Source organism: Kitasatospora sp. NPDC127067, from assembly GCF_042724755.1.
GTDB classification, from domain to species: domain Bacteria; phylum Actinomycetota; class Actinomycetes; order Streptomycetales; family Streptomycetaceae; genus Kitasatospora; species Kitasatospora lactacystinica.
Genome location: NZ_JBHXEM010000123.1, coordinates 1 through 25,522 on the forward strand (window position 1 = coordinate 1; position 25,522 = coordinate 25,522).

General features: G+C 69.3%; 18 protein-coding genes, 1 pseudogene and 1 CRISPR repeat array. Of the genes and pseudogenes, 8 read left to right on the top strand and 11 right to left on the bottom strand.

Features of this window, described 5'->3' with window-relative positions; translation table 11 throughout:
- The first annotated feature begins 608 nt into the window (after positions 1 to 608).
- Entirely contained in the window at positions 609 to 1,649 is a 1,041-nt protein-coding gene (locus tag ACFWJ4_RS33535) for a ferritin-like protein (RefSeq protein ID WP_380550914.1), read from the top strand.
- Positions 1,650 to 1,900: 251 nt separating this feature from the next.
- Here the strand turns inward: ACFWJ4_RS33535 and ACFWJ4_RS33540 are convergent, their stop codons facing one another.
- From ACFWJ4_RS33540 to ACFWJ4_RS33570, 7 genes are all read right to left on the bottom strand, one after another.
- Positions 1,901 to 2,128, bottom strand: a complete 228-nt coding sequence (locus ACFWJ4_RS33540) for a hypothetical protein (RefSeq protein ID WP_380550917.1) — start codon at positions 2,126 to 2,128, stop codon at positions 1,901 to 1,903.
- Positions 2,129 to 2,130: 2 nt separating this feature from the next.
- A CRISPR array of direct repeats spans positions 2,131 to 2,525; the repeat unit is 29 nt; unit sequence GGAGCTATCCCCGCGAGCGCGGGGCCGAC.
- A 1,309-nt stretch (positions 2,526 to 3,834) separates the two neighbouring features.
- Positions 3,835 to 4,437 (bottom strand): tetratricopeptide repeat protein, encoded by a 603-nt coding sequence (locus tag ACFWJ4_RS33545; RefSeq protein WP_380550919.1) that lies wholly within the window; start codon positions 4,435 to 4,437, stop codon positions 3,835 to 3,837.
- 33 nt (positions 4,438 to 4,470) lie between these two features.
- On the bottom strand, positions 4,471 to 4,617 hold the full coding sequence (locus tag ACFWJ4_RS33550) for a hypothetical protein (RefSeq protein ID WP_380550922.1): 147 nt from the start codon (positions 4,615 to 4,617) through the stop codon (positions 4,471 to 4,473).
- Between the two features lie 1,836 nt (positions 4,618 to 6,453).
- A complete protein-coding gene (locus ACFWJ4_RS33555; RefSeq protein ID WP_380550925.1) occupies positions 6,454 to 7,446 on the bottom strand; it encodes an endonuclease/exonuclease/phosphatase family protein in 993 nt (330 codons plus the stop codon).
- Between the two features lie 239 nt (positions 7,447 to 7,685).
- A complete protein-coding gene (locus ACFWJ4_RS33560; RefSeq protein ID WP_380550928.1) occupies positions 7,686 to 8,237 on the bottom strand; it encodes a hypothetical protein in 552 nt (183 codons plus the stop codon).
- A gap of 142 nt (positions 8,238 to 8,379) precedes the next feature.
- A complete protein-coding gene (locus ACFWJ4_RS33565; protein ID WP_380550931.1) occupies positions 8,380 to 8,961 on the bottom strand; it encodes a hypothetical protein in 582 nt (193 codons plus the stop codon).
- A 1,007-nt stretch (positions 8,962 to 9,968) separates the two neighbouring features.
- Positions 9,969 to 10,859 carry a hypothetical protein gene (locus ACFWJ4_RS33570; RefSeq protein ID WP_380550933.1) on the bottom strand — a complete coding sequence of 297 codons (891 nt, stop codon included), beginning with the start codon at positions 10,857 to 10,859 and terminating at the stop codon, positions 9,969 to 9,971.
- 721 nt (positions 10,860 to 11,580) lie between these two features.
- On the opposite strand from ACFWJ4_RS33570, the gene ACFWJ4_RS33575 reads away from it, so the two are divergent.
- From ACFWJ4_RS33575 to ACFWJ4_RS33590, 4 genes are all read left to right on the top strand, one after another.
- The gene (locus ACFWJ4_RS33575) at positions 11,581 to 12,618 is read left to right on the top strand and encodes an NlpC/P60 family protein (RefSeq protein ID WP_380550936.1); all 1,038 of its coding nucleotides are present in this window, start codon (positions 11,581 to 11,583) and stop codon (positions 12,616 to 12,618) included.
- Between the two features lie 738 nt (positions 12,619 to 13,356).
- Positions 13,357 to 16,392: a Tn3 family transposase gene (locus ACFWJ4_RS33580; protein WP_380550939.1), complete on the top strand. Its 3,036-nt coding sequence runs from the start codon at positions 13,357 to 13,359 to the stop codon at positions 16,390 to 16,392.
- 483 nt (positions 16,393 to 16,875) lie between these two features.
- Entirely contained in the window at positions 16,876 to 18,513 is a 1,638-nt protein-coding gene (locus ACFWJ4_RS33585) for a thiol-activated cytolysin family protein (RefSeq protein WP_380550942.1), read from the top strand.
- 541 nt (positions 18,514 to 19,054) lie between these two features.
- Complete coding sequence (locus tag ACFWJ4_RS33590; protein ID WP_380550944.1) at positions 19,055 to 19,729, top strand: recombinase family protein; 675 nt, start codon at positions 19,055 to 19,057, stop codon at positions 19,727 to 19,729.
- A 195-nt stretch (positions 19,730 to 19,924) separates the two neighbouring features.
- Here ACFWJ4_RS33590 and ACFWJ4_RS33595 read toward each other — a convergent pair whose 3' ends face one another.
- Positions 19,925 to 20,368: an ML domain-containing protein gene (locus tag ACFWJ4_RS33595; protein WP_380550947.1), complete on the bottom strand. Its 444-nt coding sequence runs from the start codon at positions 20,366 to 20,368 to the stop codon at positions 19,925 to 19,927.
- 701 nt (positions 20,369 to 21,069) lie between these two features.
- On the opposite strand from ACFWJ4_RS33595, the gene ACFWJ4_RS33600 reads away from it, so the two are divergent.
- Together ACFWJ4_RS33600 and ACFWJ4_RS33605 are read left to right on the top strand one after the other, a co-directional pair.
- Positions 21,070 to 21,513 (top strand): hypothetical protein, encoded by a 444-nt coding sequence (locus ACFWJ4_RS33600; RefSeq protein WP_380550950.1) that lies wholly within the window; start codon positions 21,070 to 21,072, stop codon positions 21,511 to 21,513.
- A gap of 109 nt (positions 21,514 to 21,622) precedes the next feature.
- A pseudogene (locus ACFWJ4_RS33605) lies at positions 21,623 to 21,721 on the top strand (SAM-dependent methyltransferase); the annotation flags it as partial.
- Positions 21,722 to 21,875: 154 nt separating this feature from the next.
- Here ACFWJ4_RS33605 and ACFWJ4_RS33610 read toward each other — a convergent pair.
- Positions 21,876 to 22,403 carry a ferredoxin gene (locus tag ACFWJ4_RS33610; RefSeq protein WP_380550953.1) on the bottom strand — a complete coding sequence of 176 codons (528 nt, stop codon included), beginning with the start codon at positions 22,401 to 22,403 and terminating at the stop codon, positions 21,876 to 21,878.
- A gap of 731 nt (positions 22,404 to 23,134) precedes the next feature.
- Positions 23,135 to 24,301: a hypothetical protein gene (locus ACFWJ4_RS33615; protein WP_380550956.1), complete on the bottom strand. Its 1,167-nt coding sequence runs from the start codon at positions 24,299 to 24,301 to the stop codon at positions 23,135 to 23,137.
- Positions 24,302 to 24,505: 204 nt separating this feature from the next.
- Here ACFWJ4_RS33615 and ACFWJ4_RS33620 point away from each other — a divergent pair, with 204 nt between their 5' ends.
- Positions 24,506 to 24,943 (top strand): hypothetical protein, encoded by a 438-nt coding sequence (locus tag ACFWJ4_RS33620; RefSeq protein ID WP_359907344.1) that lies wholly within the window; start codon positions 24,506 to 24,508, stop codon positions 24,941 to 24,943.
- Positions 24,944 to 25,241: 298 nt separating this feature from the next.
- On the opposite strand, the gene ACFWJ4_RS33625 is transcribed toward ACFWJ4_RS33620, so the two are convergent.
- A complete protein-coding gene (locus ACFWJ4_RS33625) occupies positions 25,242 to 25,436 on the bottom strand; it encodes a hypothetical protein (protein ID WP_380550959.1) in 195 nt (64 codons plus the stop codon).
- Between the last annotated feature and the right edge of the window lie 86 nt (positions 25,437 to 25,522).

Genomic DNA, 25,522 nt, shown 5'->3' on the forward strand with positions numbered 1-25,522 from the left:
CAGGCAGCATGGATCAACGACCCCAGTAAGCGCAGGGAACCCGCACCACAAACCTCATAACATCACGACCGTCTCACTGGACTTGAAATCTTCCGAACGGCACCGTCGGCCCGAGCTCGACCTCGCCGTCCGGGGTTGCCAGGCCTTCACCGCAGCTGACGCGGCTGGTGATGATTCTTGCCACATTGGGCACATGGATTCAGCCTCCGTCACATGGCGGATGTGGTGCCTGGTACTCAGGGACGGTGCGGGCAGGACGGCGACTGCCGGGTGCGGCTCTCAATGGCCAGCGGAGGCAAGACCACGTGAACGCCGGGACACCAGCGGCTCGTTGACGAGGCGACGGGCATCAGGTCCTGCCCGCGGGTGCGGTCGGACCGGTCGCCGGGCTTGAGGCCGCCGGCCGGCGGCGCCTGGTCCAGTACGCCGAAGAATTTTCACCCATCTGTTCGCTTTTGGCGCGGTCCACCCTGGGAACGATCGTATGCGCACTCAGTGGTGTGCCGAGTCGCACTGATGTGTCGCACTCGACCCCGGAGCTTCGTCGTGGACCTCCTCCACGTTGACCGGACCTGCCCGCCGCTTCCGCCGAACGAATGGGAACCGCCATGACCACCTTCGCCACCAAACCAATGTTGATCGCCGAACTGATGGAGATCCCGGCGGCCGATCACGACCTGAAGTGGATCAAGGACAGTCTGCAGTCCGCCATCGCCCTGGAGTTGTCGACCCTGCCGCCCTACCTGTGCGGCATGTGGTCCATCAAGACCAAGGGCTCCGAAGCCGAGGCACTGATCAAGGGCGTAGTCCACGACGAGATGTACCACATGGGGATGGCGTGCAACATGCTGTCGGCGATCGGTGAGACACCGCACATCCTCGCCGCGGCCCCGGCATATCCCGGCAAGCTGCCGGGCAACGTGCGGCCGGAGATCGACGTGTACCTCCAGGGGCTGACCCAGACGTACGTCCGGGAGGTCTTCATGGAGATCGAGATGCCCGAGAACCCGCTCGCACCCCTGCACGAGGAGTGGATCACGATCGGCAAGTTCTACGACGCGCTGCGGGACGCGTTCGACAACGTCAAACCACCCATCGGGCCGGGCCATCAGATGGAGACGCAGATCGGCAGGAACAAGCTGGAGAAGTTCACCTCGGTCGACCAGATCACGAAGGCGATCGACGTGATCAAGGAGCAGGGAGAGGGCACCAGCCACCTCCCCGACGACCCCACCACCGACGGACGGCTGGCCCACTACTACGGCTTCGGCCAGATCTGGAAGGGGCACAGGCTGGTACCCACGCCCACCGGCCCCACACCGTACGACTGGGTCGGGGACCCGGTCCCCTTCCCCGAGACGTACCCCATGGGCAGGCTCACGGCGGAGCGCTGGCCCAACCCCACGGAGAAGGTGCAGGGACTCCTCACCGCCTTCAACGGCAAGTACACCGAGATGCTCAGCCTCCTGGAGAAGGCATGGCAGGACGGAGACAACGCCGCGCTGGGCCAGTCGATCGTCGCGATGTTCGCGCTGAAACCGGCCGCGCAGGAGTTGATGGCCGAGCCCTTGCGGGATGACAGCACGCATGTGTACGGGCCCGAGTTCCTCGTCCACCTCACCGACCCCGGCCACCCCAAGCACGGCTGACAGGCGACATCGCCGCATACCGTCAGGGTGCGGCCCAGCTGGCGGGCGCACTCGTCGGGGTTGGCCCACGACACGTAGCGCCCGTCCCTGCCCACAAGGCAGTACTCCAGCACGCCGAGCCGACTCCGCGCCGATTCGCATGCCAGCGCGACCGCCTCGATCCGGCGACCAGACTCCCGGCAGGCCGGTGCTCGCACTCTGGCCTCGCCGGGCCGGCGAGCGCGGTCTCCCGCATCCCCAGGCTCAACCGGTCAGCCGATGTCGGCGCGCCCGACGGGCGCAGCGCCGACGGTCAGATGAAGGAGTGCCCGAACCCCGGCCACCACGCTCGGGGTCTCGCTGTGATCCGCGTACTGGCCGCCGCTGACCAGGCGCTGCTCCGCGGCAGTTTCCGCATCCTTGTGGACACCGCACCCGATCTGACTGCTGTCGGCGAGGTCGGGTCCGACCACCAGGCCGCGGGGCTGGAGTGACCGCACCTGGAACCATCCCCGCGAGCGCGGGGCCGACGACTCGCAGGCGCGGGTGGCCTGCAGCATCAGGGAGCTATCCCCGCGAGCGCGGGGCCGACATCGCGAGCACCACCCCGAAGCCGAGGCCCGAGGAGCTATCCCCGCGAGCGCGGGGCCGACCCGGCGGTGAGACCGGACTGGAGGGTGGAGGAGGAGCTATCCCCGCGAGCGCGGGGCCGACGGCGCCGCCAACTACCCCGTGGGTCTCCTCGACGAGCTATCCCCGCGAGCGCGGGGCCGACCGGCCTCCCGCCCGGTCCCGATGGGGGCTTTGGGAGCTATCCCCGCGAGCGCGGGGCCGACTCGTCCAGCAGCACCGGCCCGGCTTCGTGGCGGGAGCTATCCCCGCGAGCGCGGGGCCGACACTTCCTGACCTGCAGCGATTGGGCGCAGAACGCGCCAATCCATTCAGTTCGAACCCGGAGCCCTGCGCGTGCGGGGCGGGCCGAAACCCCTGAGGCCGGACTCTCCCAGCTACGCCCTGGCGAGCTGGGCCTGAGCCTGAGCCTTCGACAGCATCGTACGGGCCGAGTCCAGACGTCGCGTCTTCGCGGCCGAGCCCACCATTCTCGGGAAGACAACTGCTTCTGAACAGGTGCCCGCTGAGCCGGGAAGACGGAGGTTACGACCTGGACGGCTCGCTGTGCGCCCGGTCGCCGGCGATCCGGCCGGGCTGGACCTCGACCAGGCTGCACGGCACCGATCGCCAAGTACATACCGCGGAGGGGCCATACAGGGATGTACCTGCATCCTGACCGACAGGAACACACGCAGCTCACCAACTACGCGCTCGTTGCATGAGCTTGGGTGCCCCGGGTTTGAGAGCGGAGCATTCCGTCATGGGATGCGGGCCTGGCCGGTGGGTTCGGGGGTCTTATGTGCCATGGTTTCTCGTGCGTCGGGGCCCCACTCCGTGCGGTGCTGAGTTCGACGCACACGGGGCGGGACCGATCCCGGAGGGGTGTCAGGGCCAGGCGTTGCGGCCGGGCATGGGGATGCCCTCCCAAGGGCTGGGCGTGTCCGGGGCGGTTGCCCGGAGTCGTCGTCCGGGGCGATGTACCCGGCCCTGACCAACTGCCGAAGCAGCCAGTCGGAGTCGCAGGCATGGCGCTGGGCAAGGGCGGGGAGCGCGGCGATGACCAGCCTTTTGATCACGCCCTGGCGGTCCTCTTCGGTGGCGGCCCAGATCACGACTCCCACACGTCGGGGTCCGCGCCGTAGCTCACGAGGTGTCTGTTCTCTCATGCGAAGATCCGGTGCATGTCAGCGCGGCCCTGTCCCCGAGAGGCTTCTGGCGCTCCGGCGCTATGCGGGGGCCGGCGGAAGGTTCGTGAGGGAGCGCGGAGTCCGCTCACGTGCGCGGAAGCCGAAGCTGACGAGCGTGACGTTCTCTCCGACGGTGAGGGGCGTGCGGCCGTGCGGGGTGAGCCCACCGTCGAAGACGACGCAGTCCCCTGCGGCGAGGTCGCATTCGAGGTAGCCGTCGGCAGTGGTGAAGACGGTGGTGCTGGCCTGGGGCCGGCCGGTGGGGCGCTCGTGTTTGAGGCACAGGATCAGGTTGGCCTCACCGAAGCCGAACTCGTCCAGGTGGAAGTCGAGGAACTGCTCTTCCTCCAGGTACGTGATGTAGACGGCGGTGTGCGGCTGTTCGACGTCCAGGCCGGTGGACCGTACTACGACTGCGGCGAGATCGATCTGTGCGGCGAAGTGGTTCGCGGCGGCGCCGACGGCCGCGTTCCACCGGCCAGAAGCTCCACCCTGTCGAGTGCGGCCTGTGTGGACTCGATCAGTTCGCGGTCCCCCTTGGTGATCCGCAGCCGCATGGCTTCTTGCAGATGCGTCCGGGCATCCGCGAGGTCGCCGCGCTCCATCAGGTGCTTGCCGGTGTGCTGGAGCGCGAAGTCCAGGAGTTCCGGGTGCCGGCTTCGTGCGCTGGTCAGCGCGCTGCGGTAGAGCGCGTCCGCGGTTTGCACGTCGCCGGCGTAGCGGTGCGCGTCGGCGAGATTGAGTCCGGTGGCGACGACGGCCCGGGTGTTGCCCATCACTGCGGCAAGGTCGAGCGACTGCCGGAGGCTCGTCCGGGCTTCCTCGTGGTCGCCCAGGCACATCCGGCCGATGCCGATCCACCTGGTCAGGAGGCGGACACGAGCGGGGTCGGTCTCCTCGGGCAGGGCCCGCAGTTCCTCGTGGAGCCGACCGACCGCGCTGGTCAGCTCGTCGCGGTCGGTGGGGACCATCCGCAGGTCGGCGTCGTGGGTGATGAGGTGATCCAGCATTGACCCTCCGTCGTTCGGTTCTGCGCGTCTTGGCTACAGCTGGTCGGTCTGGTGGCGCAGGCCGGCCAGCAGCTCCACGCCGTGGGGGGAGAGGTGCTCACGCAGGAGTTCGAGTTCGCGCATGAGGTGGCGCACGGCGGGCAGGCCCTCGTCGTAGGCGCTCTGGAAGCTCGCGCGCACGTCGGGCGTGGGGTCGTCGCGGGCCGGCCTGGCCGCACTGGTCGAGGAAGGCGTCGAGAACGCGGGCGGCGGCCACGTCGCTGCCGTTGCGCGGCAGGGTGCCCGTGGTGGCGGTCTGGTCTCCACGTCCGATCGACCGGGCGACCGGGTCGCAGGTCCGCTTCATCGGGTCACCCAGTCGGCGACGGCTTCGTGGAATCGGCGATGGCGGGCGGTGTAGCTATGTCGGTCCCTCAGTTCTGTCCGTTGTCCATGCCGTAGCGGCGGTTGCAGGGATCAGTGGGTCCCGGGCAGACATGCGTGCGGCTCGACCAGGTGTTCCTGTCATGACTTGCCGTCACCACCAGTGAGCCAGAGCCGTTCACTGGACACATCCGATCCCGACGCCAGGTCAGGCAGTGTGAACCGTCACCCTGAAGCGCAGACCTCAGTAACGAGTAGGGCACGAGGCTGGGTGAAAGCCGTGAGAAGCCCCGGCCCGCGAGTGGTCGCGCCTAGGCTACCGGGTGTGAATCCGTCTTCCTTATCCGACTTGTGTAGCGACTCAGTTGGGCACGCGCCCCGTCCGGTGGGGGTAGTGACGCCGGAGCAGTTCGTCGGGGTGATGCGTCAGCTTCGGCAGTGGTCGGGCCTGAGCTTTCGGCAGCTTGAACGGCGGGCCGAGCAGGCCGGCGAGGTTCTCCCTCGTGCCACGCTGGCGGGGGCCCTGGGTCGTGCCGAGCTTCCGCGCGAGGACCTTGTGGCCGCCTTCGTTCGGGCGTGCGGGGGCGATGCGGACGATGTCGTGGTTTGGGTCGCGGCCCGAAAGGCCGTTGCCGTCCAGTCCATCCGGACGCCCGGACCCGTGGCACCGGAGCGGCCGGAGGCATCGAAGTCGGTGGAACCGCCGGAGCCGGTGGAACCGGTGGAGCCGCCGGAGCCGGGTTCGGCGGGCCCCGCAGAGACAGCCGCACTGATGCTGTCCCAGCCCCCTGTCCAGTCCCGTGTGAGCGCGGACGCGACAGCAAGTACCGCCACCGAGCCGGAACCGGCCGGGGACGAGGGCGGGGAGGAGGCGCCGCTGGCGGGTTCGGACGAGCGGCCAACCGGCGATGGTGCGCAGAGGCCCGCGGTGGCGGAACCAGCCGCGGTGGCGGCGTCTGCTTCGGGTCGGGCTGTCTCGCGTGTGACGTTGCGGTTGGCTGCGCCGGGGCGTCGCACGGTGGCTGCGGTCACGCTCGCGGTTGCGGTGGTGGTGGTGACCGCTGTCGTCATCGGCATCGAGGGTCTGCCGGACCGGGGCGGACGCAGAACCGCGGAGCCGTCCGTCGTCCCCACCACGACCGGCCCTGCGACGGTGGCGAGTCCATCCGCAGGGGAGGGGGCGGGCTCTGCGGCGGGGCTGGCATCGGCGCCGCCGACGGGGGATGCCGGGGTTGCTGTTCCTGTGGCAACCGTGAGTCCCTCTGTGCGTCGAAGCGCAGACGTGGCAGGCAGCGGAAGCGTTCCGGGGGCTGGAGGCGGGTCGGCGGGCGGGTCCGCGCCGACTGCCCCGGCGGTTCCACCGCCGACGCCGGTGCCGAAGGCGCCGCCGCGATCGCAGCCGCTGCCCCTGCCGACCGCGACGTCGCAGGTGACGTTGCCGCAGTCCGCGTCGAGTGGTTGGCCCACCCAGTTCTCCACCGGCGGGGTGTCGTCGTCCGGCCCCGCGCCCGAGGACCCGTGCTGGGACAGCGCGCCGGGCTGCAACGGCGGTGTGCATCACGGGTAGGGGCGGCCCGTGGACGGGGCCTGCGGCCGCACGGTCGCCGGGCGGTCCGCCGGACGAACCGGCGGACCGCCCCTGTGCGGCCGGCTTCAGCTCAGGCTCAGCGCCGCATAGACCACGTCGTGGTCGGAGTGGACGGAGTCGACCACTGTCGCGCCGGTGGACTTGACCCCGCTCAGCAGGATGTAGTCGAACTTCTTGCGGGGCGGGCCGGCGTCAGCGGTCGGCTTGCAGCCCGCGGTGGACCGCCAGCCGCACTTCGGATCGGCGTCGGTCAGTCCCACGGACCAGAGTGGGGCCATCTCGGGGCTGTCGGGCTGGGTGTTGAAGTCGCCGAGCACGATGACGCGTTGCTTGCCCGCCAGGGTCGCGGCGAGCTGCCTGACCTGAGCCGCGCGCACGGCGCTCTGCCGCCCCTCGGCCAGGTGGGTGTTGTAGATGCGGACCTGCTTGCCGCCGACGGTGGTGGTCACCCACATGAAGGCGCGGTCCTCCGAGCCGCCGCTGGTGTAGAGCTGATTGCCCGCCTGCGCGATCGGGGCGGCGGAGAGGATGGCCTGGCCGTAGGCGTTCTCGCCGAAGGCACCGCAGTTGAACGGGTCATGGCGTGCGGTTCCGTAGGCGACCTGATACTTGAGCCCGTACTTGTCCGCGAGGATCTTCACGGTCCTTTCGACCGAGTGTTTGCAGCCTTCCTGTACCCCGAGGACCTGTGGCCTGTATTTCGCGATCTCGGCCGCGTAGTTCTCGGGTTCTCCAGCACCGGGGGCGTACAGGTTCCACGTCATCACCCGGTCGGTGACGGCCCCGGCGCCCTGGCGGACCGGGACGAGGGGCGAGGCCGGGGAGCCTGCGCCCGCCCCCGCGCCCCGCTCGGCCGTTGTGGCCTGTTCGTCGGCCGCGCTCATCGGGGTCGTCGGGGTGGCCGGGGACGTCGGGGGCGGCACCGTGCGGGCCAGGACGGGTGTGTTCGCAGGAGCACTGTCCGGCGTGGCCCAGAGCAGGCCGGCGATCAGCAGTCCGGTCGTGACCGTGGCCGCTACAGCGGCACGGGGGAACCGCGCTCGTATGGCTCGGATCAAGGGTGCACTCTCTCTTTCGGACGAAGGGGAGGGCGGGAAGGCCGTGAGGGTCGGCGTGGGACTGCCGACCCTCACGGGGTCGCCCCTTCCGTGGCTGGTTGTCGGGGAGGTGCGCGGCGCTGCGGGACACTCCCCGGGGAACGCGGCCGGTGACGGGCCGGCGAGCGATGTGCCGAACCTCGTTCAGTGGCCGGGCCCGGTGCCAGCACCATCGGGCCGACGGCACCGGGCCGTCGGCGCTATCGGGTGATCTTGTAGCTCGTGGTGCCCTGGTGGACGCCGCGCTCGTAGAACGAGAGAGCGATCTTCGAGTTGTTCGGGAAGGACTTGCGGACGTCGAGGTCGAACCACGCCCGGCCCATGCTGCAGCCGCCGTGCCGCGGGCTGCGCTGTTGGTGGATCTTGGTGCCCTTGTTGTTGTACACGGTCAGGACGGCCTCGTAGTCGCAGATCGCCTCGGGCCAGACCTTGTCGCGGGCGATGTGAGCGGTGTCGACGCGCAGCGCCTTGCCCTTGACGGCACCGCACACCATTCCGTAGGAAGCGGGGGTGCAGCCCGAGGCGTTCTGGGCACTGGCCTGCACGACGGCGGCGGGGTCGCCGTCCTGGGCTCGTTCAGTACCGGTGGGCGTGGTCGGGGAGCCGGTGGCCGACCGGGCGACGTCGTACGAGGCGGCCGCCGCGCGGGAGGTGTCGCCGGGAGCGGCCCACAGCAATCCGCCGGCCAGGAGTGCGGCGGTCACGGTGGCAGCGGCCAGGGGCTTGGTGAGACGTGCTCGAAGGGCGCGCATGGCAGTACTCCTCTGTTTCGGGAATGGGGGGGTGGTGTCGGCCGGCCGCTGGCCGGCGATGCGTGCAGTGACAGCGCGGGGTCCGGTACCGGCGGTGCCGGACCCCGCGGGGCGTGTGGGAACCGGGGTCAGGCCATGGGGGTCAGTGGGTCCACCGGACGCCGCTGAACAGGGAGCCAGCACCGCCCTTGACCTGGACCCGGGGGGTGGCGGCGTTGTTGCCCCAGGGGACGGTGATGCGGTGTGTCTGGCCGCTGGACTTGATGGTGCCGGCGTTGTACCACCGGCCCTTGTTGTTGCCGTCGATGCCCCAGACCCGCACGGTGGCGACCTGCTGGGTGCCGGCCGGGATCCAGAAGGTGTAGGTCACCTGGTGGCCCTTGGAGCCGAGAACGGAGCAGTTGGAGCGGCTGACGGGGCCCCACGTGTTGGCGAACCCGGAGGCGCTGCTGCCGCAGGAGGCCTTCACGGCCTGGGCGGTCGTGGTGTCGGCGGTGGTGGTGTCGGCGGTGGTGACGTTCAGCTGCTCGGTGGAGGTGGGGGCGTCGGCGTCGTCGGTGTCGTCCTGGGCCAACGGTGTGGCCGTGGCCGGTGCGACAGCGGCCGTGTGGCGGGCCCCAGGACCGGCCAGGGAAAGGCCAGCGGTCAGAAGGCCGGCGCCGAGGGCGGCGGCGAGGGCGGTGACGGCCAGGGGGCGGCTCAGGCGTGCTCGGACGGTGCTCATGCGTGTGCTCTCCTCGGTTCGGAAACGGTGATCGGAAGGGGCGCTGTCCTGATCGGAGGGCGGCCCGGGGTTCGGTACTCCTGTCCCGCCCGTCGTCGACTCCGGCGGTGGCGGGGGCGGGGGCGGGGGCGGCCCGCCGCACTGCGGGTGAGGCCTTCCAAGCGGCGTCGTCTGCGGGGTGCGGGGCCGGTGGACATCAGCCTGGCCGGGTGGGAATCCCGTGGACAACACCTGTGCCGTCCGAGACCGTCCGACGTTGTCTGTGCTGGTCAGAGTGCCTGTCAGGTCTTGTCTCCGGGACGGTTCAGGACACCGGACGGGCTGGTCGTCTCCGGTGGCCCCGTATCGGTGGACGGGGCGAAGCAGGTGTCTTCGGGGACGTTGCGCCAAGGCCGGCTCGCCCGGCGCCCTGGGTGTGAGGGCGTCCTTCGCCCGGGGGTCATGTGTTCGGCCGTCGGTGCGTCGGTGCACGCGGCAGCTGTCCACGAGCGGGTAGTCGCCCATGCCCGCGGCGGTGCGCGTCGCAGAGGGTGGAGGCCGGCACGAACTCGTCGTCCGTCGGCGCTTCCCGGGCCTCTGGTTGATCGCCCGCTGCCGAAGGACGGTGACGGGCCTGGACCTTCTGGGGCCGGGGCCGGTGAGGGCGTGGCTCCCGCGTGCCCGCACGGTTGCTTCTGTTCGCGGCGGGTGGGTTCGGAGGTTCGGTTCGACTCCCACTGCCGGTGCCGGGTCGCTACGGGTTCGCGGCCGGTTCGGCGACGGTGCCGTCCCGTTCCGGTGGGCACCGTGGACATCCAGCGCCCGCCCCCGGACGTGCTGTCGGCGAACGTGTCAGGCAGACACGTGGCTTCGCTGACCGGGAGGCACCGGTCCGGAGAACGTTCGTAAGCCCGCCCAGCGGCTGCTGAGCGGGCTTACGAACGAGGTGGTGCTGACAAGCGCCGGTTGCTTCCGGGTCCGTCCTGTCGGGGAGCGCCGGGACGGAACCGGACCAAGGTGGCGGTGCGTCAGATGACGAAGGGCTTCGTTTCCGGGGCGCTGTCCTGGGGGTCGACCTGACCCGGCCGGCTGTCCTCGCCGGGGCAACTGTCCGGCGCCGCGTGCTTGGGCTTGCACGCGCCGTTCTTCCTGCCGGAGTCGTGGGACTGTCCCTTGCTCTTCTCGCCTTTCTCGCCCTTTTTGTTCTTCGTGGTCTTTTCGCGCTTCTTCTTGTTCTCGGACTTCTTCTTCGTGGGACCGCTTTGGCACTTGTCCTTCGCGTCGGCGCCGTCCTCGCTGTCGGGGGCCGGCTTCTCGGCGGTCGGATTCCCGGGGCAGGAACAGCCGCTGTTCTGGTCGTCAGGGGCTGGAGTGCCCTGGCCGCCGGCTTCGCCGTTGCCCTGGCCGTTGTTCCCGCTGTCGCTGCCCTTGCTGCTGTCGCTGTCGCTGCCTGCGGGACTGTCACTGTGGGTGTCGGTGTCCTGGGTGTCGGTGCCCTGGGTGTCGTTCCCACCGTCGCTTCCGCTGCCGGTGTCCTGGCCGTTCTCACCCGTGCCGTCGCCGGTGTCCTGGTGCTCAGGGGCCGGGGTCGCCTGGTCGCCGTTTTCGCTATCGCCCCGGTCGGCGTTGCCTTCGCCGTCGTCCTGGTCGTCGTTGCCCTCACCGCTGTGATCACCGGGTGCGGGGGTGTTGTCGCCGTCGGTGTTCTGGCCGCCGTCGTCGTCCTCGTCGCCAGGGGGTACCGGTGTGTGCTCGGGGGCGTCGGGACGGGGGCAGACACAGGGGGGCGTGTGCGTCGGGCCGGGTGACGCGGCCGGAGCAGGCCGGCCGGTGACCGTGTGCAGGAGGGCGGGGACGGTTCGCGTGGTCGCGAGGGCGGCCGGCGCGGGTTCGCCGATGGCGAGGGCGGGAGCCGCCATCGCGGCGGCGCCCAGCAGCAGACCAGCGCCCAGCCACTTGCCGGCCCGCCGAACCGAGCCGGTCGCCTTGCGGTGCCGCCCGGTACCGGCGGTGAGCCACGCTCCCCGTCCCATGTCGGATTCCCTTCCCTCGCCTGTTGTCACGGATCCCGGTGAGCGTGCCCGGTGACTCACGGAGGGGACAAGAAGGTTCGGCGTCCGGAACCGTCCGGGCCTGTCCGCGCTGCCGGCCGACGGCGGGCCCGGCTCCCGAGACCGGGCCCGCCGGACGGGCTTGCACCCCATCTGACCTGCCCGGACAGTTCGAGACTGTCCCAGACGCCCCAGGCCCTGGCCGGACACGCACGGGACGAGAAGGCTCCCTGGCGAGGGCCGCCGGCAGCGGCCGCCGAGGGAGGTCGTGATGGCACAGCGCACGGAACACACGCCCGGTTCGGGCCCGCGGGAGACCGGCCCGGCACGGGGGCGGTTCCTGGCCGCCGGTATGGCGGCGGGTATGGCGGCGGGTCAGGTCCCGGTACCGGACCGGAGCGTGTCGCTGGGGCCGGTACCGGTGCCCGGCCCGCGCCCCGGCGCGGCGGGTGACGGGGCACGAACGAGCGGCAACGGCATCGACACGCCCCCGCCGCTTCGTTCGACGGCGGGCGAGCCGAGCCAGGCCACGCACCGCACCGCTGGAACAGCGGCCGAACGGGCTCGCGGCCGGGTGAAGCGGAAGGCGGTGCCGCTCGTCCTGGCACTGCTGTGCGCGGTACTGGTGGGCGCCGGCGTGCATCAGGCGGTCGGGGGCTCTTCGACCGGCCCGGTGCCGGCCGCCGCCTCCGGGGCACCGGCGCTCTCCCCGGAGGAGGAGCACGCCCCCGGCGAGGCGCCCGGGCCGCAGACCCCGCCCGGTCCGGACGTCCCGACCGGTGCCCAGCCGGCCCCGAGCACCCCGGCCCCTGCCCCTGTCCCTGCGACGCGAGAGGTGGTGCTGAAGTGGGGGGACACCCTGTGGGGGCTGGCCCGGGACCAGCACACCACCGTGCGGACGTTGCAGGAGCTGAACGGGCTGGGTGACTCGACCCTGATCCACGCCGGCGCCACACTGCGCCTGCCCGGAGCCGTGGGCGACTCCCCGGCCGCGGGGACTGTCACGGACGCGTCCGGTGGGGCAGTGCCGGTCCGGTTCTCCACCGGGAGCGACATCCGGTCGGCCTCCGCCGGGGACCCGGCCGGTCAGGCCTTCGGCATCGGGACACCGTCCGGGGCGGGGGTGACGCCCGAGGCAGAGCCCGGGGCTCTGGGCATCCGTGAGCTGCCCGAGGAGGAGAAGTCCTCGAGCGCCAAGTCCGGGGCTGGGAGCAAGAAGAACCAGGGCCGTGACGCGAAGGGCGGCAAGGCCAAGGGCAGCGGGACCGATGCCGGCAGGGGCACCGCAGCAGCCGTGGCCTTCGCCCGGGCGCAGATCGGCAAGCCGTACGCGTGGGGCGCCACCGGGCCCGGCTCCTTCGACTGCTCGGGGCTGGTGATGCGCGCATGGCAGGTCGGCGGGGTGGCACTGCCGCGTACCACCTGGGGCATGGCCAAGGCGGGAAGGGCTACCACCCGCGGGGCCCTGGTGCCGGGCGACCTGGTCATCACCAACGGCGGGGGGCATGTCCAGCTCTACATCGGTGACGGCAAGGTCATCCACGCGCCCGGGACCGGCAAGCATGTCACCATCGCCCCTCTGGCTCCTGCCTCCGGGGTCCTCGCCTACCGCCACCTCGCCTCATAGCGCCGCGGCTTGTGCGGGTCGGCCCGCCGAGGCCACTGCGGACCTGTCCGTCCGGAACAGCCGGTGGCAGCATCGTCCGCGTCCGCACCCGGCCCGCGGCCAGGCCCGGTTCGGCGGGTTCATTGACGGCGAGTTGGTCGGCGGTGACGACGAGCTCGTCCGTGTCCAGTTCGCCGGGACGCAGCGCGGCGAGGGCCTGCTCGGGCGGTGTCGGATTCCCTAATAGACCTACCGAGGCTCCATCCGGCAGACTCGGTGCCTGATAGCCGCCGGCAGGTGAGCACTCTTTCTTCCCTGGACTTCGAGTCCTGTTGACAGATCGTGCCCCTGCCGGTCGGCCAGGAGTGGAATCGCTGATGGGATGTCGTGCCTGCCCGATTGCGGCGTGAGCACAGCCTTGTTACTGAGGTTTCGTTTGGTTGTCCGGTAGTGACAGGTAGTGATCCCTGCGGTATGCCGTAGGTATGCGGTACGCGCAGGGTAGGGGCCTGACCGCTGAGCGGCGGGCGTTTCGTGAACAGGTTCGGTTCGAAGCCGCTGCCCGGTTTGAGGCAGACGAGAGGACCTCGGTGATCGCCCGTGAAGGCCCTGTACTCGCATAGCTACGGCGAAGTGACAAGTAGCTCTCTGTAGCCGATCTGACGGTCTGTTGTCACTGGTTCGGGTGTTTCCGTCCTCGCGCTGATGTGCCCGCGTCACTCTGGCCGCGATCACGGTGGTCGAGGTGAGGGGCTGGGAGTGCGGCAGGACTGGGAGCCGGAGGACCTGATCGAGGTCTGGACGCTGCTCGAAGACGACATGACGAGGCTGCGGAACAAGTCCGGGGCGAACCGGCTGGGCTTCGCGCTGCTGCTGAAGTTCTTCGAGGTGGAGGCCCGGTTCCCGGAGGCCCCGGAGGAGGTTCCGCGGGCGGCGGTCGCGTATGTGGCTCAGCAGGTGAAGGTGCCGGCCGAGGAGTGGGCGGCCTACGACTGGGTGGGCCGGGCGATCAAGCGGCACCGGATGGAGATCCGGGAGGGCTTCGGGTTCCGGGAGACCTCCGAGGACGACCAGGCGAAGCTGGCCGAGTGGCTGACGGCGGACCTGTGCCCGGTAGAGCTGTCCCGCGAGCGTCTGGCCGAGGCGGTGGTGGCCCGGTGCCGCAACGACCGCATCGAGCCGCCAGCCCCCGGGCAGGTGCGACGCCTGGTGGGCAAGGCGGTCAAGGACTTCGAGACGCAGTTCTGCCGCCGGACCGCGGGCCGGCTGTCGCACATCACCCGCTCGCGGCTGGACGACCTGGTGACGGGCGCCGAGCAGGAGGACGGGGCGGACGGCGATCAGGGGTCGGTGGGCGGCGGCCGGGTGTTCTTCGCCGAGTTGAAGGCCGACCCCGGGGCGCCGGGCCTGGAGAGCCTGCTCGCGGAGATCGACAAGCTGGGGCGGGTGCGCAGGCTGGGGCTGCCGGCGGACCTGTTCGCGGACGTGTCGGAGAAGCTGGTGGACTCCTGGCGTGCTCGGGCCTCGAAGGAGTATCCGGCGGACCTGCTGCCGCCCCGGATGAAGCCGGAGATGCGCTGGACGCTGCTGTCCGCGCTGTGCCACGTGCGGGAGGCGGAGATCACCGACTCGCTGGTGGACCTGTTCACCCAGCTGGTGCTGCGGATCAACACCCGGGCGGAGAAGAGGGTGGACAAGGAGTTCACCAGCGAGCTGAAGAAGGTCCGCGGCAAGGACGCGATGATGCTGCGGGTCGCGGAGGCCGCGCTGGCCGAGCCGTCCGGGACGGTTCGCCGGGTGATCTACCCGGTGGTGGGCGGAGAGCGCACGCTGAAGGCGCTGGCGGCCGAGGCGGCTGCGAACGAGCGCAAGTACCAGGCCCGGGTGCGGACCGTGCTGCGGTCCTCCTACTCGGGGCACTGGCGGCGGATGCTCTCGCCGCTGCTGCGGGCGCTCACGCTGAAGTGCAACAACGACCACTACCGGCCGGTGATGGACGCGATCGACCTGCTGGAGCGGTACCTGGAGCAGCCGCTGAAGGAGGGCGCGTTCTTCGACCCGGCGGAGACGGTGCCCCTGGAGGACGTGGTGCCCGACCACTGGCGGGGGGCGGTGGTGGACGACAAGGGCCGGGTCGAGCGCATCCCGTACGAGCTGTGCGTGCTGGTCGCGCTGCGCGATGCCCTGCGTCGGCGGGAGATCTGGGTGGAGGGCGCGAACCGGTGGCGTAACCCGGACCTCGACCTGCCGCAGGACTTCGATGACAACCGGGACGTCCACTACGACGCGATCAGCCAGCCGCAGGACCCGGCGAAGTTCATCGAGGCCCTGAAGAAGAAGCACCGCGAGGCGCTGGACCGCTTCGAGCAGGCTTTGGCGACCGAGACCACCGGTGGGGTGTCGATCACCGTGAAGCACGGCAACCCGTGGATCAAGGTGTCTCCCCTGGCCAAGCAGGAGGAGCCGGAGAACTTGGTGGCCGTCAAGGGTGAGATCGAGAGGCGCTGGGGGACGATCGACCTCCTCGACATGCTGAAGTACGCCGAGTTCGACACCGACTTCACCGCGGAGTTCACCTCGGTGGCCACCCGCGAGACGACGTCCAAGGAGTCGCTGCGGCGCCGGCTGCTGCTGGTGCTGTTCGGGCTGGGCACCAACATGGGGATCAAGCGGGTCGCGGTGACCGGCAAGCACGGCGAGAGCGAAGCGACGCTGCGGCGGGTGCGGCACCTGTTCGTGAACCGGGCCAACATGCGCGCCGCGGTGGTGAAGCTGGTGAACGCCACCTTCGCTGCCCGCGACGAGATGTGGTGGGGCACTGGGACGGCGTGCGCCTCCGATAGCCGCAAGTTCGGCTCCTGGTCCTCGAACCTGATGACGGAGTGGCACCAGCGGTACCGCGGACCCGGGGTGATGATCTACTGGCACGTCGAGCGGAAGTCGGTGTGCATCTACTCCCAGCTGAAGTCCTGCTCGGCCTCCGAGGTCGCCTCGATGATCGAGGGCGTGCTGCGGCACTGCACCGACATGGAGGTCGACCGGCAGTACACCGACACCCACGGCGCCTCGATCGTCGGGTTCGCGTTCGCGCACATGCTCGACTTCAAGCTGATGCCCCGGCTGAAGAACATCGGCAGGTCGCGGCTGTACCGGCCGGCGGCCGGTGAGGACTCGAACTGGCCCCACCTCGCCCCGGTGCTGTCCACCAAGACGATCGACTGGGAGCTGATCGCCCAGCAGTACGACCAGATCGTGAAGTACACCACCGCCCTGCGGTTGGGCACCGCCGAGGCCGAGCAGGTGCTGCGGCGCTTCACCAAGGGCGGCCCCAAGCACCCGACCTACCAGGCGATCGAGGAGCTGGGCCGGGTGGTGCGCACGGCGTTCATCTGCGACTACCTGGCCGACGCCGACATGAGGCAGGAGATCAACGAGGGCCTGCAGGTGGTCGAGAACTGGAACTCGGCCAACCAGGACCTGTTCTACGGCAAGGACGGCGACCTGACCGGCAAGGACAAGGAGAGCCAGGAGGTCAGTATGCTGGCCCTGCACCTGCTCCAGTCCGCCCTGGTCCACGTCAACACCCTGCTCGTGCAGCAGGTCCTGGCCGACCCCAAGTGGGCCGACCGGCTCACCGATGCCGACCGAAGGGGCCTGTCGCCACTCTTCTGGACGCACGTGAACCCGTACGGCAGGTTCGAGCTCGACATGAACACCCGGCTTGACCTTGGCCCCCGGATCACCCTGCCCAGCCCCCGGTCGCCCCGGGGCGAACCGATCGCAGCCCGAGCCTGACGAGGAGAAGCGACACAGCGCGCGCCGGAGGCCCACAAGCGGTCAGGATTCACTCGCGGACTAACGGTGCTCGAAGACCACGCGTACCTCGTAACTGCCGGGCATCGTCGGCGTGAAGTGCCCTTCGAGCCTGGCGGAACCCTGGGGAGGAAGCACCCCGGTCGAGGACGCCGACGACGAGCTGCTCGCCGCCCACTCCACCTCCTCCCGGCTCGGCGAGAAGAACAGATGCAGCTCACGCGCGGGCGCAACATCCGTGTCAGATCGCGCACTTGTACGCTCGTAGTGGGTCTGGCGCGCCGGGCCGCCGATCAGCCAACGAGCCGCAGGACTTGCGACCCTCCGGCCGCCGGCCCGCTCGCGCCACCAGTCTCCCGTAACTCCTCGGTCGATCCGTTTACACCCGATCGGTTAACAGAAAGTGGTTGACTGACAACTGCCGGTTTCGACCGGGAGAGACACGACCGAGAAGGGCAACAGGATATGAGCGAGAGCGATCTGTTGGGACTGGAGCAGCTGGTCGAGGGCACTCCGGCCTGGGCCGTGCCGGGCGAGGACGGCTCGTGGGTCGTGGAGTGGCCCGGCCAGGACGCCGACCACTACGAGCTGTTGTGCGTGCAGGACGGCAGCCGTGGCGTGGAGACTCTCGCGCAGGGAGCGGATCTGGCGGCCCTGGTCCTGCCGAAGGACTTCGACTACGCCGTGGGGCACTACGCGGTTGTGGCCACCACCGACGGCCGGCCGTCGGCGTTGTCCGCCGTGGGCTTCGGCGAGCGAAGCGGCAAAGCGGACCTGGCGGCCCACCTGAGCCGCTGGAAGAACTGGGGCGGGCTCGCCCCGCAGGACCCTGACAAGAAGACCTCGAAGGGCGAACCGCAGGTCACGTACGTCAATGGGGTCAAGCGCACGCAGCAATCGTGGAGCGCCACCAAGACGCCGGATGAGATCGTCACCTTCAACCCGAACACGAACATGCTCTTCCCCGGCGCGATCGTCCAGGCCGACCCCGCCATCGGGCGGGGACATCTGGTCCCTGCCCAGATCGAGGACAGCGAACGGGCCCCGCTGACCGTCGTGGTGGACGCCCTGACCAGTGGGAACAGCGTGGTCGTCCCCGAACCCAATTACGGCAGCGTCCTGGACGCGATCAAGGAGACGGTGGCCGGCAAGAAGAACGCCTCGCCCAACATCGTCTTCCGCAAGACCGAGGGATACAGCAGCACGGAGACCGCACTCGCCCTGAACCTGTCGGCCAGCTACCTCGGCTTCAGCAGTTCACTGAACGTAGAGGCGCAGCGCAAGGAGTACCAGAACACCCTGGTGGTCTATCTGCGCGAGCGCGCCTTCATCGCCTCATGTGCCATGAGCACCCCCAACGCGCTGATCAATGACTCCTTCACGGAGGAACGCCTCACCAGGCTGGTCAACCTGGGGACCATGGGGGAGACGAACCCGCCGATGATCGTCTCCGACGTCTCCTATGGACGCATCCTCACGTTCTCGTTCACCTCGAAGGCCACCGAGACCGAGATCAACGCCGCCGTCAGCGCGAGCTACAACGGCTTCGCCAACATCAGCGCCGAGCTCAAGGCCCGCTACAAGAGCGTCATCAGCAACTCCGAGATCAGCGTTCTCAGCCAGGGCGGCGACCCCAAGATCATCCAGTCGTTGCTGATGGATGGAAACATCGGCAACTACTTCGGTGAGCCGCACGACTTGGACGAGTACTCGATCATCGGCTACGTCCTCAAGACTCTGGACGGCCACCTCGCCAAGATGAGCGAAACCACCGATTACGACCGGGTCAGCTGGGAGGGCGGCGCCACCGTGACCTTGACCCTGTCCAACAACGGTTCTGTTTTTGGCGTTCCGACGGAGATCGACGGGAAGACGACGCACCTCAACCCCGGCGGGTCCATCGTGTCCGAGTCCCGCACCTTCACATCGGATGGCGACGGCACCCCGTTCCGCGTCAGGCAGCGTGTGGTCAACCACTGGGGCCCGCTGTATTCGCTCACACCACCCGTTGAGTTCCTGAACGGCACAGCCGGCACCTACCCGGAAGACTTCCCCGAACCTTCTTTTCTTCGGGTCTTGTGGACCCGAGGCAACCCTGCGTAGGTGCTTGATTCGACCTTTGCCCGTGGTCAGCCTGTGGCTGACCACGGGCTTTGCGTATCAGTGGCCTGGTAACAGCGGAATCTGCTGGCGGCACTCAGTATCGAGGAGGCCCCCGAGGTGGCGGCCGCCGCGGCGAAGCCGAGGATGTCGCAAGCGGTCCGCTTCCAGCAACACCTGGCCGCGCTCGCGGCGTTCGTCGAGCAGGAGCGGTAGCGAAGGTCCCGCGCACACAAGACCGACGAGGGACTGTCGCTGGGCACCTGGCCGAACTACCAGAAGGGCCGCCGGCACAAGTTCAGCAGTGCGGGCAGGGGCTTGAGATCAATCAGGCAGCCGTTAGCGGTAGGCCACAACGGCCCGCCGCCGCTCATGGCGTGGAGCCCGAGGTCGAGGACCCGCCGCACCGGTCGTCAAAAAACCATCGTTTGTTGAAGATCGCCAGACGGACCGCGAAAATGCCCCCCAGGGCCTTCAAAAACTCCTTCAACAACCAGGGTGGTTCAACAACCCCGGACTACCGTTTTCTGAGAGAATTCCGGGCGTGAGCACGCCACTTGAACCCGACACATTCGAACTCCTGGTCGCCGAGCCCGTCCGACTGACCGACATCCGCATCGGCTACGCACGCGTGTCCACCGGCGGACAGAAGCTCGACCGCCAGCTCGACGCCCTCACCGCGGCCGGCTGCCGGAAGATCTTCGCGGACAAGAAGTCCGGCAAGAACGACCTTCGCCCCGAGCTGAAGGCGTGTCACGCCTTCCTCGGCGCCGGCGACACCCTGGTGGTCCCCGCGCTCGACCGCTACGGCCGATCCCTCCAGGACCTGATCAACATGGTCGGTGAACTGCGCAAGCGCGAGATCGGCTTCACCTCGCTGCACGAGAACCTGGACACCACCACCCCCGGCGGCCGGCTCGTCTTCCACGTCTTCGCCGCCCTGGCGGAGTTCATCCGCGAACTCATCGTCTCCGGCACCCGCGAGGGTCTGGCCGCCGCCCGCGCCCGCGGCAACGTCGGCGGCCGGCCCACCGTGGTGGACGACAAGATCCTGCGGATGGCCCGGGACCTGCTGCCCAACCCGGAGCACTCCATCACCGCGATCGCCAAGATGCTCGGCGTCAGCCCCGGCACCCTCTACAACCACATCCCCGACCTGCGGGAACTGCGCGCCAGCCGCACCGGCATCCCCGCCCAGCTCGAAGCGGGCGCCCGGTGATCCCCGGCGAGCACCGACTCAAGGGCGGCGCCCTGCTGATCGGCGCCGCCGAGCCCGGCCTGCCGGAACGAACCCGCCCAGGAGTGCTTCGTTAGGTTCTGGGTCAAGACCGGCAGAGCTAACGAAGCACTCTTACCGCCGCGGCGGCTGGGCCGTGCGCAATGGGCACCCCGGGGGCCCAGCTGATTCCTCCGGTCAGGAGGAGGGGCGCGTCGAGAAATCGAACGTGAAGTTGAGGCCCGCGAGGTCGTCATCATTCGCAGTGAACGCCCGCACCGCGATGGTGAACTTGGCTCTGGGGACCTCCCGGGGGAAGAAGCCTTCGAGCTTCAAGGTGACGGGGCCGCGCGGGATGGGCTTCGAGGCGTTCCCGCCATCGAGCGCCAGTTTCCACCAGGAGCCGCTGTCGCCGCCGCGCAGCAGGTCGAACAGGTCATACCGCTTCTGGTGGAGCTTGATCAGCCCCAGTTTGATGCTGACGTCGAAGTAGGCCCCTTTCTGGAGCTCTTCGTTCACGACGCCCTTGAGGGTGGCCGTCAGATCGTTGCCTGGCTTCGGCGGGTCCGGGACGAGGGCGATGCTCTTGATCTGCAACGCGTGGGCGTCCGACCCAATTTCTTCGTAGCTCCAAGAACTCATGTGCGGAGCGTATCGACATCATGGCGGACCGTGGCCATATTCGGCGCTTTGGTCTAGTCATGGTCGACGGACCCCGGCGGGTGCCAGCGCTGCCAGTCGCACGGTCCGCTATCTATGACACGCCCGGACCAAACGACCAACTGATCCAAACGAAACGCCCTAGCCAGGGTCCCCATGCCGACGCAGCACGAGTGCTTCCCCGCGGTGACACCATGCCTGTCCAGGTTGACAACCAACGTGTTCCGGCACACTGCCGCAGGGCCCCAGAGGCGACTGCAGAACGCTTCGATCGTTACTCTGAGTTACTTGTCACTTCGCCGTAGCTATGCGAGCGCATGGCCGTGAAATACGGGTCAGCGAGCGGTCGGTGGAACGTTGGCGACGGTCCTGGCGCGAGGGCGGCATCAAGGCCCTGAGCTCGTCAGGTCCCGCGAGTGTGCCGAAGCTGTCAGAGGCCCAGTTCGCCGAGCTGGAAGAACTGTTGGGGTCAATATCGATCACGGCTTGGTCCTCCTGTCGGCGTGCGGACGTGACTCGTCCGACAGACAGGTGCACCGACCGAGCCCGTCCGCGACCGCAGACGGCGACCCCACCGGTACGGGGCCGATGCGCCGGAGGTCGGGAATGGCCGCGACGTACAATCGCAGTGAAGGCGAAGCGCCAGGCCGAGATTCCGGCACCGGTGTGAGGGAGGGGACAGGATGTTCGGTTCGCAGAAGAAGCTCAACGATCTGATGGCGCAGCTCAGGCCCGACCTGAGTCGGGAATCGCTCGGCGTCGGGCCCGACTTCCCGGGCATCGCCCCGAACCCGCTCCTGAGCAGTGATGCACGGAAGCGCAATGCGGAACTGCGTACGGGGGCGCTTGCGCTCGGCGTTCTCGTCAACTGGCGGGAGGTCAGCAGCGACGGCAGTCCACGCGTGGTCCTGATGTTCGACGTGGAGACCGCCGGCGGCATCTCGTTCCGCGGTATCGCAGACGAAGACCTCACGATCACCGAGCTCACCCGACTCGCCCCAGGACAGACGTTGCCCGTGCGCTACCGGCCGGCCGTCATGGACCACTACGTCGCCCTCGCCCGGGACGCGGACCCCACCCACGTGCAGCAGCTCTCTGACGAGATCGCGAGCCGCAAGCAGACCTGACCCGAAGCCATTGGCCGGATCCCTAGGGCGTGTCTGGCAGAGGTTGAGCTTTCTGGCTGGAACTCTGGTCCCGCATCGCGTTTTCAGTTGCTCTCGGATGCCCAGTGGTCTGGCCGGTGCCGGCCTCGTCACAGTGGCTCGGTTGCCCCACGCCCCAGCGTCCGAACGGGGCTTCCTCGACACCCACCTGCTGGCCCGCCGCCCGTAGAGCGTGGCCTGGGTCTCGGCGTCGGTGAAGGCGCCGCTCTGCGGCAACTCGCCAACCGGCTCGTCGGTATCCTCCACGGCTGTCTCAAGACCGGCACGCCGTACGACGAGGCGACAGCTTGGTCCCACCGAGCTCACACACTCGCCGCGTGACGCTACAGCTCGGGCAACCGGTCAACGGGGGTGGGGGACCGCCGCTCTTCCAGCCAGTAGAGGTAGATCCGCAGGTCAGCTGCCAGACCACCGGCGATGTAGAGCTCGAAGTCGCGAACGGCGGCAGCTATGCCCTGGCCTGCCCAGGCATCGCCCTCATCCCACTTGCTCCGCTGATCGGACAGGTACTGCACGACCTGGCTGCGGTTGCGCCACCACTCCCGGACCGTTTCCGGTGTCCATCGCGAGTCTCCATCACAGCCGTACCCGAGGAGCGGGTCGTTGTCCGCCGCCTCGACCAGCATGGCCGTGTCCGCAGGCGTTCGGGGCTGGCGATAGACGTACTCGCTGAGGTAGTCGCCTCCATAGAGGACGTGGGCGGGCGCCGAGAGCCGTCCCGTCCAGCAGGTGTCGGTCTCCCCGCCGTAGAAGGGCCCGGGGACGTTGAGCCACAGTCGGTCTTCCCAACGGCCCCGAAAGGCATCGCGGTCGTTGCCGAGGACGGCCACCGGGTCGAAGTAGAGCGTCATCCGCTGAGACTAGGGCATTCGTTCGGGCCGAGCGGCGGGCTACCGATGGGAAGGGGACTGCCCGGTAGTGGTGCGGGCGAGCGGGGGCCGAAGCCAGCCGGCCCCCGCCCCACCCTTCCCATGCTGCGCCTGCCTCCTGGTCGTCCTCCAGGCCGGTCCGGACGGCCGGATGGGGGCCCGTTGTGCACTTCGAGGCGGAGGCCGGGGCGACGCCGCACGCCGCCCTTGCCCAGTACCCCGCCGACCTCGGTGACGACCACACCGACGAGGACGACGATGATGGCGGCCTTGGCGACCGGGAGCTCGGCCTTCTTGGCGATGTCTGCCGCCGGGCGGCGGGGATGACCCTGGAAGCCCGTCGAGCGGGCCCTCCAGGAGGCCCCGGTGGACGAGCGCCACGCCGACCGGTACGCCGACGCGCAACGTCAGCGGACGGGCACTGCACGAAGTGATGGTTCGTCGCCGTCGTCGGGCTCGGTGGCCTCGGAGGAACTGCCGAGGGCACGCCCGAGGAGGTCGATGGTGTCCGCTGGAGGCGGAGGAGGACGTGGGTGTAGACGGTAGTCGGCGAGGGGGTCGAGCCGCGTGGCCCCACCGAGAGCGAAGCACCCCGCCGTCCTGCCGAAGACCTCAAGAGCGAGGGATCACCCGATTACCCAACACTTTCTGCGGCCGACCCCGTGGCGTGGCAGTAGTTCAAACGATCATCCTGCCTGTAACATCGCTGCCCCCTACTGGGCAGGGTGGGTCGGCGGTGGGACGACCAAGGAGTCGAGTGCCTGCTGGGCCCGGCCGAGGTTGTCCTTTCCGGCGCGGCGGAGGCCGGCCTTGGCGTATTTCTCGACCATGGTGGTGGACTTCCAGTCCTCGGTGATGACCAGGATCTCCGCGGCGCTGTAGCCCTGGGCGGCGAGGTCGGCGGGGACGCCGGCGCGCAGGCCGTGGCTGGTGGCGTTCTTGGCGTCGAAGCCGGGAGTGCGGGTGACCATGCGCTTGAAGGCGCGGTTCACCGAGTGGCCGGTCATGCCGGTTCCGGAGGCGGGGACGGGCATCAGGCTGCCCCAGCGGGTGATGCCGCGCAGCAGCGGCAACTGCGGTTCTGCTTGGCCGAGTTCGGCGAGCAGTGAGATGTAGGTGCGGACCACGGTGATCGCTACCGGGTCGCGGACGACGTACTCGCGGCCGGTGGACCAGTGGTCGCTCTTCGATGTGCGCTTGCCGACGACCATCTGCTCGGTGCCGTCCTCCAGGTGCTCGAAGACGATGGAGTCGATGCGGTAGGCCGCCTGTTCGGAGCGCCGGGCGCGGGTGCGGTAGCCGAGGTGCAGGATCGTGAGGTCGCGCCAGCGGGCGAGCGGGATGTCGGCGGTCGTGCCCTGCTGGAGGTGGGCGATGCGGGCGGCGTCGACGGGCGGGCTCGACTGCGGGGTGCGGCGGGCGCGGGCGTGTTCGGCGGCCTGCTTGCGGATCAGTTCGGCGGTCGCCTTCTTCGGGGGCCAGTTCTCGTACCCCGCACGGGCGTTGGCGTCGCGGATGGCGGCCATCGCCAGGCGCAGGGAGCTGACGGGCGCGCCCGTGCCGTCGCGGCCGCCGCGGCGGCGGAGGTGGGAGACGTAGGAGACCATGTTCGCCTCGCTGGTGCGCGGCCCGGGGTGGCGGCCGTTGTCGGCGCACCAGCGGGCGAAGTAGCGCCACTGTTCGGCGTAGGTCTGGCTGGTGCGCGCGGGCCGGGCGGAGGCGAGGTCGTCGGCCGCGTCCTCGGTCAGCGTCTCGTTGGGGTCGACCCCGGCGGGCGCGAACGGCGCGAGGGCCTGGCCGTCGTCCACCAGCTCGCCGACCACGATCTCGGTGGAGCGCTCCACCAGGGCGGGCAGGCCGTCCGACGCCTCGGCATCCACGGGCGCTCTCCTTCCGGTACGGCGGGCTGATGATCCGTCCGGGACAGCCTATCTGTACCGGGCCCTGTGTTGCGTCCTCTAAATCCAGTTAGAGGACGCAACACAGGAGCTGGTACATACGGCATCTCAAGGCGCCTTCCGCGTCTCTGGCGTGTCTGTCGTGGTTATTTGTGTTCGGCCAGCGGAGCTGTAAAGGTGTCCGCCATGAAGATCACGATCACCGTGGAGAATCCGACCCCCGAGGCACTCGAGAAGCTGCTCGCTCTCGCCGCCATGCCGACTGCCGTCGTGACCGCGGTGCCCGACGACCGCTGGACGCCGGAGCGGGCCCGCTCGTACTACGACCGTCTCCCGCCCCGTGCTCAGCAGATCCTGCTCCAGATCGTCGAGGGCGAAGGTGAGTGCGCCGCAGAGGAGTTGAAGGCAAACGGCCGAAGCCTTCGCGGATCCACCGGCGCGTTCCGCCGGGTGCTCACGGAGGGCAAGCGGACCGGTCTCTGGCCCGACGCGCTTCCGGTGCCCCTGGTCTCCCACATCGTCGGCGGGCAGCTCAAGAAGCTCGAGATGCCAGGACCCGGCACGGAGCAGTACGCACTCCCGGTCTTCGAGGAAGGACTGCGCGATCTGCGGACGGGTGGCTGACAGGGCCGATCCACTCAAGTCCTGCGAAATCACTCGGCGCGATGATCAGCCACTGAGCCGATCCCGGCGCCGCTCGCAACCACCGGGCGGACCCGTCCTCGACAGGCAGGGACAGGTCCGCCTCAGGAGACCGAGACGACCGTCACGGGGTCGGTACGCAGTCGAAGCATTCGGTGTACCAGCCCTGGTAGGTCAACTCCCACAGGGCGCCCCCGGTCTGCCTGCCGACCACGCCATCGATGTCCAGCCGGCCGCGTGCTCGCCCGACCGGTCTCCACCGTGCCGGGCGGGCGCGCGGTCAGCCGTGGGCGGAGGCGCCGGGGCTGCCGCCGCGTTCGACACAGGGAGCGAGGACGGTCAGGTCCAGGCTGTCCGGCGCCGTTTCGTGGTCGCCGACCGCGACCATGGCGGTGAACCTGTTCACATCGTTGGACAGGTCCAGTCGCTTGTCGTCGCTTCGTTCGACGGAGAAGCCGTCCTGCTTAGAAGACATCTCATTTGGAGAGTCGGCGGTAGCAGATGACGGCTGCTGCGATGCTGGCGAAGGCGGCGAAGTGGTCGACCTTGACCTCGTAGCGG